The sequence below is a fragment of the Thalassobacterium sedimentorum genome, assembly GCF_031127905.1.
Classification (GTDB): Bacteria; Verrucomicrobiota; Verrucomicrobiia; order Opitutales; family Coraliomargaritaceae; genus Thalassobacterium; species Thalassobacterium sedimentorum.
On the sequence record NZ_JARXIC010000025.1, the window covers coordinates 23,400 to 39,062 of the forward strand.

Sequence of the window (15,663 nt, forward strand, 5' to 3'; positions counted from 1 at the left end):
CGAGGACCCATGTAGAGCCCTCGGCAAAAACTGGAATCTAAAAAGTCGAAACGATCTACTTGATCACTTCGGCAATACGACCGGCACCGATCGTGCGGCCACCTTCGCGGATCGCGAAACGTTGACCAGCTTCCATAGCGATCTTCTTACCGAGCTCGATCTCAACAGTAAGGTTATCACCAGGCATGACCATTTCAACACCCTCTGGGCACTTAATGATACCTGTCACGTCAGCTGTTCCGAAGAAGAACTGTGGACGGTAGCCATCGAAGAAAGGAGTGTGACGGCCACCTTCATCCTTAGAAAGGACGTAAAGCTCAGCCTTAGCAGTTGTGTGAGGAGTGATCGAACCAGGCTTAGCAATAACTTGGCCACGCTCGATAGCGTCCTTATCGATACCACGAAGAAGGATACCAACATTGTCGCCGGCCATACCTTGATCGAGTTGCTTACGGAACATTTCAACACCAGTAACAGTTGTCTTCTGTGTGTCGCCCATACCGACGATTTCGATTTCTTCGCCAACCTTAACAACACCACGCTCGATACGGCCAGTTGCTACTGTGCCACGACCTGTGATAGAGAAAACGTCTTCAACAGACATCAAGAGAGGCTTGTCGATTTCACGAGCAGGCTCTGCGATGTCATTATCGATTGCATCCATAAGCGCAGTGATTGCATCTGCACCACCTGGCTTGTCTTCAAGAGCAGCTGTTGCAGAACCACGAACGATAGTGATATCATCGCCAGGGTACTCATACTTGGAAAGAAGGTCACGAACTTCCATCTCAACAAGCTCTAGCAGCTCCTCGTCATCAAGAAGGTCCACCTTGTTCAACCAAACAACGATGGTAGGCACACCGACCTGACGCGCCAAAAGGATGTGCTCACGAGTTTGTGGCATAGGGCCATCCGCAGCAGAAACAACAAGAATTGCGCCGTCCATTTGAGCAGCACCAGTAATCATGTTCTTAACGAAGTCAGCGTGACCTGGGCAGTCAACGTGTGCATAGTGACGGGTAGGAGTCTCATACTCGACGTGCGCCACAGCAATCGTCACAGTCTTAGTCGCGTCACGAACTGTGCCACCCTTAGCGATATCCGCATAAGACTTGAACTGAGCAAGGCCCTTGTCTGCTTGAACCTTAAGGATCGCAGTAGTTGTAGTTGTCTTGCCATGGTCAATGTGACCGATTGTGCCGACATTGACGTGTGGTTTTGTTCTTTCGAATGTTTCCTTAGCCATGATTAATGTTATTTAGTGTTGAGAGATTGTTTAGTTGAGTTGTTCGTTAATTCCAAGATGGAGCCCTCGAGCGGGATCGAACCGCCGACCTCATCCTTACCAAGGATGCGCTCTACCACTGAGCTACAAGGGCACATCGCAAATGATGATATAGAATGTAAAGAGCCGGTGATCCAACCACATGAGGGTTGAATTTTGGAAAGCCCGCGAAAGTGCCTCCAGCCCCCTACCCAGTCAACACTTATTTCAAAAAAATGTACTTGCCTATAAATTCACTATTGGTGCGGGCTAGAGGCGCAGATTAAGCTCTACACCTCCCCCTTCCCCGCTAAAGCACATGTCTAAATCTGCAAAATGACAGGGCGCCCCACTCAGCGCCTTATACTGTATATGGCTTCTTAAAAATAGCTCCACTACGACGTCGCTCAGCGATCTTCTCGATTTCGTCATCCGACATCCGCTTTGGCTGACTCGTCTCAGGGTCAATTTTCCACTTAGCTGGCTTCAACTCATGGTCAACAGCCACACGATAATCAAACACAAAGCAGTCCCCCTCCCAAAGGCTTTGATCCTGCGGCACCTCCTCTAAATAACGCAAAATCCCTCCTTTTAAATGGTATACCTGCTCAAAGCCCTTCTTCTTTAAATAAGCAGTCGACCGCTCACATCGGATGCCGCCGGTGCAATACATGGCGATCTTTTTCTCCTTCTGCGCAACCAGATGCTCATCCACAAATTTAGCAAATTCGGTAAAATCTTCAGTTTTAGGGTTAATCGCCCCCTTAAAGTGCCCCACTTCAACCTCGTAGTCATTGCGCGTATCAATGGTGATCACCTCCGGATCCGCGATCAAATCGTTCCATTCTTCAGGGTCCAGGTAAGTGCCCACGTCTTCACGAGGATCAGCCCCCTCCTGCCGGAAGGTCACGATTTCCGGCTTCTTCTTTACCTTAAATTTTGGAAATGGATTAAAATCTGCGTAGGAATACTTGACCTCCATAGCCTCGAAGCGTGGATCGAACTTAAGCAGGGCAATCGTCGCATCAATCGCCTCATGCGAACCGGCGCATGTGGAGTTCACCCCTTCGGGAGCAAAAATAAGTGTCCCACGGAGACCGACCTTAAGCCCATGATCAACCATGCGCTCGGCCCACTCATCGCGGTCGGGCAGATCTGTAAAATGATAGAAAGCGGCAATTTTCCATGAATCGGGCATTTCCTTGGCATAGTATCTGATCCAGCCACAAATCAAGGGTGTAATTCAAAGTGCGAAAAATTTCCCCACTTATCAACGATCACGTGCTGCAGTGGCCAAAATAAGGTATAACACTTACATCTTTACTTCCAAAGACACTAGGACAGACTCGCAGCTAGAAAATGAAGCTCACCTGCCTCTTCACAGCCGTACGACTACTTGCCTGCTCAACTGCAAGCATAGCCTCTGGCATGGAGACAATCACTCTCCAGCTAAAATGGTCACATCAATTTCAATTCGCAGGCTATTATGCAGCCATTGAAAAAGGTTACTACAGCGAGGCAGGCTTAGACGTACACGTGGTTGAAGCACAAGCAAACAAAGGAGCCGTGCAGGCCGTAGTGGATGGCGATGCAAACTACGGCATCGCCACCTCAGAACTGGTTCAATTCCGCTCACAAGGAGCGCCAGTAGTGGCACTCGCGGCCATTTTTCAGCATTCACCGCACGCACTTATATCTATGCGGGAAGCTGACGTCTCCACGATCCAAGATTTGGTGGATCAAAAGATAATGATCCAGAACAGCAGCGCAGATTTAATCTCCCTGTTAAAACAGGCCAAGGTTCCATTCGAAAGTGTCAATTACGCACAACACGCAACAGCCTGGCAACAACTGACCGAAGGCAAGATCAAGGCACTCGCTGGATATGTCACCAACGAACCCTATGCACTGAGCCAAGCTGGCTATCAACCACTCATTTTCAGCCCTCAATCAGTAGGAATCGACTTTTACGGGGACTGCTTATTCACAACTGAAAGTCGAATACGCAAACACCCCCAGCAGGTCGAGGCTTTTCGAAAAGCGAGTCTGCGCGGTTGGAACTATGCACTGGACCATCCCGAGGAGATCATTGACTTCATTGTCAGCAAATACACCCAACGCAAATCCAAGGCAGAGCTCACCTTCGAAGCTGAAAAAACGCATGCTCTCATTCGCCCCGATCTAGTGGAACTCGGGCATATGAACCCCCGTCGCTGGGAGCACATCGCAGATATTTTACAGGAAGAAGGCCTGTTAGCGCAGACATTCGACATCCACGAGATGCTCTACCAGAATCAGTATAGCTTTCCACTCGCGCCCTTCCTACAGATGCTGTCCCTGTGCCTGCTAGCCCTACTAGTACTTGCAGCATTTACCTATCATCAAATCAAACTGAGGCGGCAATTACAGGCAGAAATCACACAACGCAAACTGGGCGATCAAACACTGCGGCAACGCGAAGCCGAATATCGAAATTTATTTCAAAATGCACCGATGGCATTTATAGTCTGGGACAACGAATTACGTATTTGCGAATGGAACCATGCGGCCGAAAAACTATTTGGTTGGAGCGCCCCGGAAGTGATTGGTAAAGCAGCCACCCATTTCCTCGTCCCCGAAAGTGCACAGTCGAAAGTCACCGAGGGTAGAACTCGTCTACATCAGGAGTCATCACTCACACAGATCAACGACAATCTAACAAAAGATGGGCGCATTATCACATGCAGATGGCACAATGTATCCAGGCGTAGCCCCGACGGTCGAACGATAGAATTCCACTCCATCGCCTTTGACGTCAGCAAAGAGGAACAAGAGCGGGCCCGCTTAAAAGAAGAATGCTCTCAGGCACGCAACGCCAGCGAAGCCAAGGATCAATTACTCGCCCGTACCAGCCATGAAATACGCAACCCCTTGAATGCCATCATGGGCTTCACCCAGCTGCTTTACTCCGACCTGCAGGACCCGGAAACCAAAAAAATGGCCAAAGTTATACTCGATGGGGCCGAAGGCTTGCTGGAAATACTGAACGACTTATTAGATAGCGCAAAAATCGACGCAGGCAAGATGGCAGTTAACTGGCAGTCTGTCGACCTGATCAACATCTGTGAGAAGGCCATTAAACTCTTCAGTCAAATCATCGCCAAACAAGGCCTGAAATGTGAGCTGATCATCCAAGCACGCCAAACAGTCATTGTCAGCGCCCCCCGTTGTCTTCAACAAATCCTCAGCAACTTAATCAACAACGCACGCAAGTTTACTTTAGCAGGCGGCATTACAGTCACCCTAAAAGAAGACAACGAATCGGAACTCAGCCTGCAAGTGAGCGACACGGGGATCGGGATGAGCCCCACAACCCTAGAACAAGTCTTTGAACCTTTCGTGCAAGCCGACAGCGAAATCAACCAAAATTTCGGCGGTACCGGGCTCGGCCTCACTCTGACCAAAAAACTCTCATCATTGATCGGCGGCAGCCTCAGCGCAGAAAGCGAATTGGGGCGCGGAAGCACCTTCACCCTACAACTCCCCCGGGCCCCGCACATTCCCAAGCTCCAAACGGCGCACATCCCCGATGTAAATCAAACGCCACACCAGTCCGCGCGAATAGCCAACTAACAGACTGCAGCGAATAAAAGAACACCGAACAAGTGGACTTTCCCTTTTAATCCTTGTCATCTGTCACTGACCTGTCAAAGCCCTGCGCCTCACTAAATGGAAGGCCGAAAAGAAATGGCAAATTCCAAAACGCGCTCAAGTATCGGTAAATATCCGGTCAACGGGCATATTTACAGATATTATGGACACAAAATTTACGGACCTCGGCCTACGCGCTGAACTCATCGAAGGCATTCAACGCCTCGGCTTTGAATCGCCCTCTCCTATTCAAGCACAAACCATCCCAGTTGCGATGGAAGGCCACGACATCGTCGGACTCTCACAAACTGGTTCAGGAAAAACCGCCGCATTCGGCCTGCCCGCGCTGAACTTGATCGACATCAACCGCGACGAGACGCAAGTACTAGTACTTTGCCCCACGCGTGAACTCGCAGTGCAAGTCTGCGAAGAGATCCACCGTCTCGCCTCAGCACTCAAGGGCCTGGTCGCCGTTCCAGTTTATGGCGGCGCACCACTCGACCGCCAAATGCGCGCACTCCGTAAAGGAGCGCACATCGTCGTCGGCACACCAGGTCGCGTGATGGACCACCTACGTCGCAAGACCCTCCGCACCGACAACATTCGCCTCTGCATCCTCGATGAAGCGGACCGCATGCTCGACATGGGCTTCCGCGAAGACATGGAAATCATCCTCGGCGACATGCCGGAAGATCGCCAGACGCTCTTCTTTTCCGCGACAATGAATCGTGCCGTCGAAGGTTTGATTAAAACTTTCAGCCACCAAGCCAAGCAAATCTCAATCGAGCGCAAGTCGCTGACAGTCGACACCATCGAACAGACCTACTACGAAGTGCGCAATCGCTCAAAGATCGAGGTGCTGTGCCGCCTGCTCGACCTGGAAACAAACCCACGCGGCATCGTATTCTGCAATACCAAGCAAATGGTAGAAGACGCGACTGAAGCATTGAGCGCACGTGGCTATGTCGCCGATCGCATCCATGGCGACATCACGCAAGCCAACCGCGAGCGTGTGATCAAACGCTTCAAAGACGGCTCCGTCGAACTACTCGTCGCAACAGACGTGGCAGCGCGTGGACTGGACATCGACGACGTTGATATTGTTTTCAACTACGACCTCCCCCATGACCCGGAAGACTACGTGCACCGCATCGGCCGCACCGGTCGCGCAGGGCGCTCGGGCAAGTCAGTCACATTCGTGTATGGGCGCGACATCTACCGCTTGGAAGCAATTGAACGCTACACACGCCAAGTCGTGCGCCGTATGCCAATCCCTAGCCTGGAAGACGTCGAAGGCCGCAAAGCCGATAAAGTCTTCAATCAAGTCCGCAGCACCCTTGAAGAAGGCAAGTTCAAGCGACATGATGACCTAGTCGATCGCTTACTAGATGCAGGTCACACCCCCACAGACATCGCCAGCGCACTCTTCGATCTGCTCGGTAACGATGAAGGTCGTGAAGGCGAAAAAATCGCCGAAGACAATGAAGCATTCGACCCCAACCCACCACGCAAGGGAGGCAAAGGCGGCGGTGGCGGCAAACGTAGCGGTGGCTACAAGGGCGGCTACAAAAAGAAACACGGCGGAGGCAGCTACCAAAAGCGCAGCAACGATGGCGGCGATAAAAAATGGAACGAAGGCGGCAAGCACAAGCAGCCCTTTAAAACCAAAAGCAAAATCGCTGGTGGAAAGTTCAAAAAATCAGAAGGCGGCGCCCACACTGGCAGCTATTCAGCCAGCAAGCCTGCAGGCGACAAAAAGCCCGCCCGCCGCTTCAAACGCCCGGATTAAAGTCAATACATCCAACAATAGTGCGGCCACATATCGTAAAAATACCGTCGACGACACTCAGTCCGATCGTTTTTACCGTTGAATTCCGTCTATCGTGGCCTACTTTTAAGTTTTCTGTCATTCTATGCTCCAGAATACCTCAACGTCCCAGAAAGAATGGTTCTGCTTACGTACTCAAACCAAACGTGAGCACATTGCTGCAGCCATTCTGGATCGCGTTGAGGAAGTGGATGTTTTTTGCCCTCGCGTCAGCCAAATAAAAAAAACACGTAAGGGGAAAAAGCGCTTTATCGAAGCCATGTTTCCGGGTTATATCTTCGCGAAATTTCACTATCTGACGCACTCACGTCAAGTGATTCATAGCCAGGGTATCACGCGTATGGTCGAGCTCGGCGAACGCAGAGTCATACCTGAACATATCATTCAGAACCTGCAAGCAAGTCTGCCAGCAGGTATCATCGAGGCTCCTGACTTGAGCATCGAACCGGGCGCAGAAATCGAAGTCATTACCGGCTCACTCAAAGGGCTAAACGGTCAAGTAATTGCACAGCTGCCAGCCCAGAACCGCATTCAGGTATTACTCGAATTCTTAGGACGTGAAATTACCGTCGAGGTCAAGCCCGAGGACATACTGCTTGCGCGCGACAAAGACTAAGCAGTTCACAGTCCATGTAAATGGATCCCCCCGAACAGCTGCAAAAGCGTAGGCTTAAGCCACAGCCAACCACTCTCCGACCTCAGACGCTGCAGTCAAAGATATGCAATGATTCCACTACTTTTTGACTGGCGCAGAGCAATACGCTGCGTTTGTCTAGCACGCTTATGTCCGACGACACTACAGAGACTCCAACTGATTTTATCCGCCAAATGGTAGCTGCTGACGTAGCCGCTGGTAAACACGATGGCCGCGTCCAGACGCGTTTTCCACCCGAACCAAATGGCTACCTGCAAATCGGCCACGCAAAAGCACTTTGCCTCAATTTTGAGATCGCCAAGGAATTCGGCGGCCTTTGCAACCTCCGCTTCGACGATACAAATCCAGAAAAAGAAAGCGATGAATTTGTACAAGCCATTCAGGAGGACATCAAATGGCTAGGCTATGACTGGGCCAATATGTGCTTTGCCAGTGATTATTTTGAGCAACTGTTCCAATGGGCATGCCAACTCATCGAATCCGGTGACGCCTTTGTGGATGAACTCAGCTTCGAAGAAATGAAAGCCTACCGTGGCTCGATTACGGAACCGGGCAAGCCGAGCCCCTACCGTGAGCGCCCGATCGAGGAGAGTCTCGACCTATTCAAACGCATGCGTGCGGGCGAATTCGAAGATGGTAGCAAAGTACTGCGCGCCAAAATCGACATGGCGCATCCGAACATGAATATGCGCGATCCCGTGATGTACCGGATCAAGCGCATGCATCACCATCGGGTCGGCGATGCTTGGCCCATCTATCCCAGCTATGACTTTACCCATGGACAAAGCGATTCCCTAGAAAAAGTCACCCACTCACTCTGCTCACTTGAATTCGAAGATCATCGCCCGCTCTACGAGTGGTTCATTGACAAACTCGGCATCTTTCCATCCAAACAAACTGAATTTGCCCGCCTCAATTTGACCTACACTGTGGTCAGTAAGCGTAAGTTGCGCACCCTAGTCGAAGAGGGCCATGTCGAAAGCTGGGATGATCCACGCATGCCCACACTTCGAGGAATGCGCCGCCGGGGCTATCCCGCCGCTGCAATCCGTAGTTTCTGCCAGACAGTCGGCATCACCAAGACACCTTCAACCAGCGATGTCGCCCTGCTGGAACACGCGGTGCGTCAGGAATTAAACCGTAGCGCTTGCCGGCGTATGGCCGTCATCGATCCTCTGGAAATTGAACTGACGAACTGGCCGGATGGGAAGGTATTGGAAGTCGAAGGGATCAATAATCCAGAAGATGAAAACGCAGGCACGCGCAAGATCCCCTTTGCAAAGCGTATCTATATCGAACAAGACGATTTCAAGGAAGTCGCCAACAAGAAGTTCTTCCGCTTGAAAAAAGGTGGCGAAGTACGCCTGCGCGGCGCCTACATCATAAAATGCGAAGACTGCATTAAGGATGCAGCCGGCAATATTCAAAAACTGCTCTGCAGCGTCGACCTCGACACGCTCAACAAGAACCCTGAAGACCGTAAAGTAAAGGGCGTCATTCACTGGGTCAGTGCCGAGCACGCAGTCAAAGCCAAGGTGCGCCTCTTCGATCGCCTCTTCTCCGTAGAAAAACCAGAAGCCGATAAAGAACGTGCCTTCACTGAATTTGTGAACCCACACTCCCTCTCCGAGACGACGGCACTCTGCGAACCAAGTCTGGCCGCATTACCAGTAGGCGAAACCTGTCAATTCGAGCGCATCGGCTACTTCTGCCTCGACAACAAACTCAGTCAACCAGGCGCTCTCGTATTCAATCGCACAGTGGCACTGCGCGACTCATGGGCTAAAAAATCGTAGCACCATGCACTGCTCACTCATCTTGCCCAGCTGACTGGGGCAGGATGAGTGATTCAATCCGCCCAGTGAAGCTGGCTCGCATAGCCCTCGCGGCCCCAATAAACCTGTTGCTTCACATCCAACACCACTAGCTGATGGTCGTGCACATAAACACGTTCGCGTGCTCCTGTTGCGCTGCCCTTCAGACTGACTCCGCGCAACACTTTCTCGGTGATTGAGAGTGCTAAATAACAACCATTGCGCGAGAGACAAACAGGACGCGCATGCCAAAATTCCGGATGCCGCTGCTTCGGTAACGCAAGAATTCTCTGAGTCTCATCTTTCGCCAAATCATAATAGTGTAGATCTGCACTACTCTCACGGTACCAAATCCCCTGACCATCGGGTGCCCAAACTGGATAACGACCGTTACGCGTCAGGCGACGACACAAATTACGCTCTAAATCCCAGAGGTGTAAACCGTCTCCGCCGATCACCACCTGGGCGTCGCCTGATGGGCTGAAGGCAGCCCCCTCTCCACCGACATCCTCAACAGAGGGCAAACTCAACTTACGCTCGCCTTTCAAGCCAAGGAGGTAAATCCCCTCCGCCCCTGAAAAGATAAATTCGCCCCGCCGTCGACTAAACGCCAACGGCTTATAAGCATCTCGACAGATCGGCCGTAACCGCAATTGATCGGCTCCCAATTTCAAACTAAACAAGCGGTGTTCAATTACAACACGATCATCCGCGGCTCGATCCATGGCATGCAAGCCCAATAACTGCCCCACATGCCCCTGCCCCGAAGCAATCCACTCCAGCATCCACAGCGCCCATTGATTGAGCGGCAAATCGATCAATGGATAGGATTCTCCCCGTGCCACAGAAAACGCGCGCAGTTGACTAAAATCACGCCCGCGAAAGCCCGCAGCACAAACATAGCGAAAAGCCAATCCACGTACTGGGTCATACGCGATCGGGCATTCGACCGGGCCAACCGCACCGAAGTCATGCTTCAGCCCCAAGTCAGCTGACAGCAAACGTAGCCGTCCACTTTCCTCCGCAAGTAAATCAGGCACATTTGTACTGGGCGCAGCTTCGTACCAACCTGCTGTGAAATCTATTTTAAGGGCACTCATTCAAATAATGAACTAGCCTAGAAACCAACAGCTGACATGCAAGCCGTAGTCTGTATGCGCACCGTTGTATCTATGCATAAACACGCTAGACAACCTACTCGCATTCGATTTGCATTGTATGTTACACTCGGACAATGCCCATAGAATACAGCTTAGCACCGCTCGATCTGGCACTGATCGGTCTGTATGCGCTCATCGTATTATGGATCGGCTGGCGCCTAGCAGGAAAACACCACTCCGCTGAAGATTATTTTCTAGCTGGACGCGGCATGCTCTGGCCCTTGATCGGCATCTCACTCTTTGCTTCTAATATTTCGTCCACCACGCTCATCGGACTGGCGGGCGACGCCTACCACACGGGCATCTCCGTCTTCAACTACGAATGGATGGCTTCCGCCGTCCTCGTTTTTTTCGCGATTTTCATCCTCCCTTTCGTCTTACGCGCTCAGGTATTTACTCTACCGGAATTCTTAGAACGCCGCTACGACGGACGCATACGCAGCTATTTTTCAGCACTCACGCTATTCCTCAACATTATCGTGGATACTGCAGGCAGTCTCTTCGCTGGTGGCCTATTACTACAACTGGTCTTCCCACAACTGGACATGGGGCTGACCATTGCCATCCTCGCCATCGCAGCGGGCCTCTACACCATCGCTGGTGGTTTGGCTGCCGTCATCTACACCGACGTCATCCAAACAGTCCTACTTCTGATCGGGGCCGTGGTGATTACAGTGGTAGCCTTCGACAAGGTCGGAGGCTGGAGCGGAATGACCGCCGACCTCGACCCGTCGCGGCTCAGTCTCATCCGCCCACTCGACGATCCTGGGGTCCCATGGCTGGGCCTCATCACAGGTGTCCCATTGCTCGGATTCTACTTTTGGTGCGCCAACCAGTTTATGCTCCAACGGGTATTGAGCGCGAAAAGCGTCCATCACGGCCGCTGGGGTGTGCTACTGGCTGCGGCGCTTAAATTGCCCGTGCTCTTTATTATGGTGCTGCCTGGCACCATGGCGATCCACCTCTATCCAGATCTGGCACGCCCAGACCTCGTCTACCCGACGCTGATGTTTGATCTCTTACCGACTGGATTACTAGGCCTGGTCATGGCTGGCTTTATCGCTGCGCTGATGTCGCAAATCGACTCCACTCTAAACGCAGCATCGACCTTGGTCACGATGGACTTCGTGCACAAGCGACGCCCTGAATTAAGTAGCGCGAGCCTGATGAAGGTCGGGCGTTGGGTCACTGGTGTCTTCATGATTCTGGCCGCGCTCTGGGCACCACAAATTGAGAACTTCGCCTCACTCTTCAAATATTTACAGATGGTGCTCTCCTACACTGTCCCACCAATCTGTGCGGTCTATCTAGTCGGTGCCTTCTGGAAAGGTGCCAATGCCCAGGGCGCATGGAGGGCGGTCCTTTGCGGCACGACCACTGGCGCACTCCTCTTCGTGGCCAACGAAGTCACTGGTCTGACCGACCTGCACTTTCTATACGTCGGCCCCATCCTATTCTCGGTCTCAGTGATCACGCTCTGGTTCACTAGCCGCACAGGAGACGCGGCCAGCGAGGAACAAATCGCACTCGTCTGGACGCCCGCATTCTATCAAGAGGAAACGCTCGAACTAAAGAAGCTCCCGATCTGGCAAAACTACCGTCTGTGGTCCGTGCTCTTGCTCATCGCCACTGGCGTGCTGGTGATTTGTTTTGCGTAGTTTGAAGGCGCTCAGTCTTCTTGCTCGCTGCGCGGGAAAGGCGCATACCATGCCGCAAAGAAAGAGGGAATCGTCGCAAACATGACGATGACAAAGAAGGTTAAATAACCGTATGTATCCGACAAATACCCACTCACTGCAATCGTCGGCCAAAGCACCAGATTCATTAACGCGGTGCAGAAAGCATAATGTGTCATATGGTATTTCCCGGGGCTGATCTGCTGCATCATATAGAGCATATTAGCCACAAATCCGAAGCTATAGAAAAACTTTTCGATCACCACCATACTAGTCACAGTGACCAAAGAAATCGACACATCGGGTGCAGCCACATAAGCCAAATACACATAGGTCACATTCGGCACGTTCAAACAAATCGCCATCGTGAAGAGGGTCTTTTTCAAACCATAGCGAGAAATAAAGAGCCCTCCCAACAAGCCACCTGCCAGTGCCATAATGATGCTTAGGCCGCCATCGATAATACTCTTCTCCGCCAAGGTCAGCCCGACGCCGCCCTCTGCCAGTGGCGCTTGCAAAAATAAATGCCCCACCCCCAGCAGCAAGCCCTCGCCGCTACGAAACAGAAAGACAAAAGTCAGCATCCCCCAAATCTGCGGCTTACGAAAGAAGTCCACCCAAGCATCCAGAAAAGTGGAGTACACCTGTTGAAAACTCTCCGGTCGCTGGGCCTCATCACCCTCCGGCAAGAAGAACATATGGTATCCCGCCAGCGCCGCCATCACCGCCGCCGCGACCATCCATGCAATCGTCCACGAAGACGGCTCCGCCTGTCCGAAATAGGCCGCCACCAATAAGATCACGGTCGACGAAAAAAAGCGGCCGACATTCCAAAACATGCCCTGAATGCCAACAAACTTAGCCTGTGAGGTTTTATCCAAGCTCGTCAAATAGGTGCCATCCATACAGATATCATGCGTGGCCGAGGCAAAAGCCATCAGCCACAGGATACCAATCGACACCGTGAAATAACTCGGTAATTGCAGACAAAAAGCCAATGCCGCCAACAAGCCGACCAAACTAAATTCCATCGTCATCACGATCCATTTCTTGGTCTTGAACATCTCCAGAAATGCGGCCCACAGCGGCTTAAGCGACCACACTAAGGTGATATTCCCCACCCATAAGGTGATGTCGGTATTATCGTGACCGAGGTATTTAAACATCGTCGCGGCCACCCAGGTGATCATGACATAAGGGAGCCCTTCGGCAAAATAGCCGGTGGGCACCCATGACCATGGGCTTCGGGTAGAAGCTGTGTGTTGACTCATAGAATAAGGGCTGGAGATACTCAGCGCAGCTTGATCGAGCCGCCAAGTGACGAGCAAGCATTTTAATACAAACAAACCGTCACAAGCACGGCATCACGACAGTAAACGGTGGCCGTCGCGGTGCTGGCAAGCCTACGCCACCACCGCTGACGTGGTAACACCCAGATGGGGATCCGAAAGAAATCAAGCTGGTCGAACTAGCAATCTTCGCATAAGCATTGAGTCGTGAATTTCAAAATCCTCCTTCGTTTACTCCCCCTCGCTCTAGTCTGTCTTTCTTCCCTGCACGCCCTCCAGCTCTCGAATCGAACAGGCAGCACGATCGAGGTCGAAATACTGGCAATCGAGGCGGAGCGAATTCAAATTCAAATGTCGAACGGACAAATCACCTGGTTGCAGCGCGAACGTCTCTCCGATGACAGCCAAGCCCTCATCGCCTCCCAGGCGACTGAGGAACGAGAGGTGTATCTCACAATCAATTCCTTACTCGGCATAGATCTTTTCGCCGACAGCCAGCTCTGGGACGATAGCGTCGATCACGTCGCCGAACGCCTGCACTGGCCACAGGAATCTGAAACCGCGTACCAAACAAGCTATCGCTACTACCCTCCGAGTGAGTATCGTATCCTAGACACACGCCCCTACTCAGCCGTGCTGTATGGTCACTCGGGCAAGCCTCAACGTATCAGCATCGTATTTGCGAATAAGGGCGACTTCCCATTTAGTGATCCACCCAGCACAAACGAAATTGCCACGATGGAACAGGCCATTGAGCAGGACGTAGAACACCTCCAAGCACTCCTGAGCCAACAATTCGGAGAACCGGAACGCCAACAATACGGAGCTGGACGCGGCATCAAACAACTCATCGAACGCTGGGACTGGAAGGGCCATGCATTTTTACTCGCCGCACAGGATGGCGAATACACCAACCTAAAAATCATACCAACCGACCTCGCCGACAATAAAGGGCGTGGAGACAAATTATCCGATGCATCTTTGCGTCAACTAACAACCGAAAACATCGTACACGTCCCCAATGGCGATGTATTCATCAACAATATTCCAATGGTAAACCAAGGCCCCAAAGGATACTGCGTTCCCGCAACCTTTGAGCGCTACCTGCGCTACATGCAGATCCCGGCCGATATGTATATTTTGGCCATGGCTGGACAGACGGCAATCGGCGGAGGCACCTCGCTATCCCAAACAATTGAATCCATCGATGGCTACGTCAGTTCACACAACCGTTCGATGAAAAAGATTAACCGCGAAATAAAACTACGGACCGTGCAGAAATATATTGATCGTGGACTCCCCATCATCTGGACCATGTTCTCCTCTCGCGATTATAATGAATTCGTGAATGAACGCAGCATTCAGCGCCTACAAACCAGTCATTGGGACGAGTGGAAGACGCGCTGCAAAGACGAATCACGCAAGGTCGAGCTACGTAAAGATTTCCTATCGGCACACGCCTGCATGATTATCGGCTACAACAAAGAAACTGAAGAAGTCGCAGTCAGCGATTCATGGGGCCCCAATTACGCGCTACGCTGGGTACCGGTCGATCAGGCCGAGCAAGTTTCCCAAGGCTCAATCTATTTGATCGAATTTTAAGAAAGCGCCTTTTTAGGCTTTCGAGCACGCGGCACATCGCGGGCATCGAAGTGCAGAATATATTTTTTCTCAAAATACGAATCACTAAAAGTCTGCTCTAAATCGATCGTTTTGCGCGGGCGAATCCCCAGTGCAGCGAGTTCATCATCCAGTTCGCCCCCCTTCCAATAAAGAACACCATTGGGAATCGAATTACGCTCGCCACGACGAACGTTGCCTTTGATCCAACTAAAATACTCCGGCAAATTCTTGACAGCACGCCCGGTGATAAAATCGAACTGTTTCTTAATCTCTTCCGCCCGACATTGGCGCGCATCGACATTCTTCAGTCCCAACTTATCTGCAAGATCTTGCACCACTACAATTTTCTTACCAATCGAATCGATCAAAGTAAAATGTGCCTGCGGATAGCAGATCGCCATAATAATTCCCGGGAAACCGCCCCCGGTGCCCACATCCATGATACGAGTACCCGCCATCAATTTCAAATGGTTGGTAATCGCCAGGCAATGCGACAAATGCCGCGCCTCCAAATGCTCGATATCCTTACGTGAGATAAGGTTAATTTTCCCATTCCATTCACGCAAAAGAACAGCCCATGCTTCGAGTATAGACCAAGCTTCATCGCTGACGTTGGGGAATTGTTGTTTAATCGCGTCCATCATTATAATCGGAAAATTGCTTCAATTGAATCTCTGAATGACGTCAAAGGAATGCCAATTGTCGTCATGATCATGAAACTTCG

At 51.4% G+C, this 15,663-nt stretch carries 11 protein-coding genes and 1 tRNA gene; 6 read left to right on the forward strand and 6 right to left on the reverse strand.

Going from position 1 to position 15,663, the window contains the following annotated elements:
• Positions 1-55: 55 nt before the first annotated feature.
• From tuf to trhO, 3 genes are all read right to left on the reverse strand, one after another.
• Positions 56-1,246 (reverse strand): elongation factor Tu, encoded by a 1,191-nt coding sequence (gene tuf / locus QEH59_RS13725; protein ID WP_308949775.1) that lies wholly within the window; start codon positions 1,244-1,246, stop codon positions 56-58.
• 58 nt (positions 1,247-1,304) lie between these two features.
• Positions 1,305-1,379, reverse strand: a tRNA-Thr gene (locus tag QEH59_RS13730).
• A gap of 246 nt (positions 1,380-1,625) precedes the next feature.
• Positions 1,626-2,462, reverse strand: coding sequence for an oxygen-dependent tRNA uridine(34) hydroxylase TrhO (gene trhO, locus QEH59_RS13735; protein ID WP_308985947.1), 837 nt, complete (start codon positions 2,460-2,462; stop codon positions 1,626-1,628).
• Positions 2,463-2,692: 230 nt separating this feature from the next.
• Between trhO and QEH59_RS13740 the strand changes: the two genes are divergently transcribed.
• The 4 genes from QEH59_RS13740 to QEH59_RS13755 all read left to right on the forward strand — a co-directional run bounded on the left by QEH59_RS13740 (position 2,693) and on the right by QEH59_RS13755 (position 9,173).
• Complete coding sequence (locus QEH59_RS13740; protein ID WP_308985948.1) at positions 2,693-4,876, forward strand: ABC transporter substrate-binding protein; 2,184 nt, start codon at positions 2,693-2,695, stop codon at positions 4,874-4,876.
• 181 nt (positions 4,877-5,057) lie between these two features.
• Complete coding sequence (locus QEH59_RS13745) at positions 5,058-6,683, forward strand: DEAD/DEAH box helicase (RefSeq protein ID WP_308985949.1); 1,626 nt, start codon at positions 5,058-5,060, stop codon at positions 6,681-6,683.
• A gap of 124 nt (positions 6,684-6,807) precedes the next feature.
• Positions 6,808-7,338, forward strand: a complete 531-nt coding sequence (gene nusG, locus QEH59_RS13750) for a transcription termination/antitermination protein NusG (protein ID WP_308985950.1) — start codon at positions 6,808-6,810, stop codon at positions 7,336-7,338.
• Between the two features lie 167 nt (positions 7,339-7,505).
• Positions 7,506-9,173, forward strand: a complete 1,668-nt coding sequence (locus tag QEH59_RS13755; protein ID WP_308985951.1) for a glutamine--tRNA ligase/YqeY domain fusion protein — start codon at positions 7,506-7,508, stop codon at positions 9,171-9,173.
• Between the two features lie 53 nt (positions 9,174-9,226).
• On the opposite strand, the gene QEH59_RS13760 is transcribed toward QEH59_RS13755, so the two are convergent.
• Entirely contained in the window at positions 9,227-10,291 is a 1,065-nt protein-coding gene (locus tag QEH59_RS13760) for a TolB-like translocation protein (protein ID WP_308985952.1), read from the reverse strand.
• A gap of 134 nt (positions 10,292-10,425) precedes the next feature.
• Here QEH59_RS13760 and QEH59_RS13765 point away from each other — a divergent pair, with 134 nt between their 5' ends.
• Positions 10,426-12,009, forward strand: coding sequence for a sodium:solute symporter (locus tag QEH59_RS13765; protein ID WP_308985953.1), 1,584 nt, complete (start codon positions 10,426-10,428; stop codon positions 12,007-12,009).
• A gap of 11 nt (positions 12,010-12,020) precedes the next feature.
• Here the strand turns inward: QEH59_RS13765 and QEH59_RS13770 are convergent, their stop codons facing one another.
• Positions 12,021-13,298: an MFS transporter gene (locus tag QEH59_RS13770; RefSeq protein ID WP_308985954.1), complete on the reverse strand. Its 1,278-nt coding sequence runs from the start codon at positions 13,296-13,298 to the stop codon at positions 12,021-12,023.
• 225 nt (positions 13,299-13,523) lie between these two features.
• Between QEH59_RS13770 and QEH59_RS13775 the strand changes: the two genes are divergently transcribed.
• On the forward strand, positions 13,524-14,918 hold the full coding sequence (locus tag QEH59_RS13775) for a C39 family peptidase (protein ID WP_308985955.1): 1,395 nt from the start codon (positions 13,524-13,526) through the stop codon (positions 14,916-14,918).
• Here the strand turns inward: QEH59_RS13775 and rsmG are convergent.
• Entirely contained in the window at positions 14,915-15,583 is a 669-nt protein-coding gene (gene rsmG / locus QEH59_RS13780) for a 16S rRNA (guanine(527)-N(7))-methyltransferase RsmG (RefSeq protein ID WP_308985956.1), read from the reverse strand. The two genes, QEH59_RS13775 and rsmG, sit on opposite strands and share 4 nt — an antisense overlap.
• Between the last annotated feature and the right edge of the window lie 80 nt (positions 15,584-15,663).

Bases quoted from the DNA above. Each gene is read 5' to 3' on its own strand.
- tuf (WP_308949775.1), bottom strand. From the start codon at position 1,246: ATGGCTAAGGAAACATTCGAAAGAACAAAACCACACGTCAATGTCGGC.
- trhO (WP_308985947.1), bottom strand. From the start codon at position 2,462: ATGCCCGATTCATGGAAAATTGCCGCTTTCTATCATTTTACAGATCTG.
- QEH59_RS13740 (WP_308985948.1), top strand. From the start codon at position 2,693: ATGGAGACAATCACTCTCCAGCTAAAATGGTCACATCAATTTCAATTC.
- QEH59_RS13745 (WP_308985949.1), top strand. From the start codon at position 5,058: ATGGACACAAAATTTACGGACCTCGGCCTACGCGCTGAACTCATCGAA.
- nusG (WP_308985950.1), top strand. From the start codon at position 6,808: ATGCTCCAGAATACCTCAACGTCCCAGAAAGAATGGTTCTGCTTACGT.
- QEH59_RS13755 (WP_308985951.1), top strand. From the start codon at position 7,506: ATGTCCGACGACACTACAGAGACTCCAACTGATTTTATCCGCCAAATG.
- QEH59_RS13760 (WP_308985952.1), bottom strand. From the start codon at position 10,291: ATGAGTGCCCTTAAAATAGATTTCACAGCAGGTTGGTACGAAGCTGCG.
- QEH59_RS13765 (WP_308985953.1), top strand. From the start codon at position 10,426: ATGCCCATAGAATACAGCTTAGCACCGCTCGATCTGGCACTGATCGGT.
- QEH59_RS13770 (WP_308985954.1), bottom strand. From the start codon at position 13,298: ATGAGTCAACACACAGCTTCTACCCGAAGCCCATGGTCATGGGTGCCC.
- rsmG (WP_308985956.1), bottom strand. From the start codon at position 15,583: ATGATGGACGCGATTAAACAACAATTCCCCAACGTCAGCGATGAAGCT.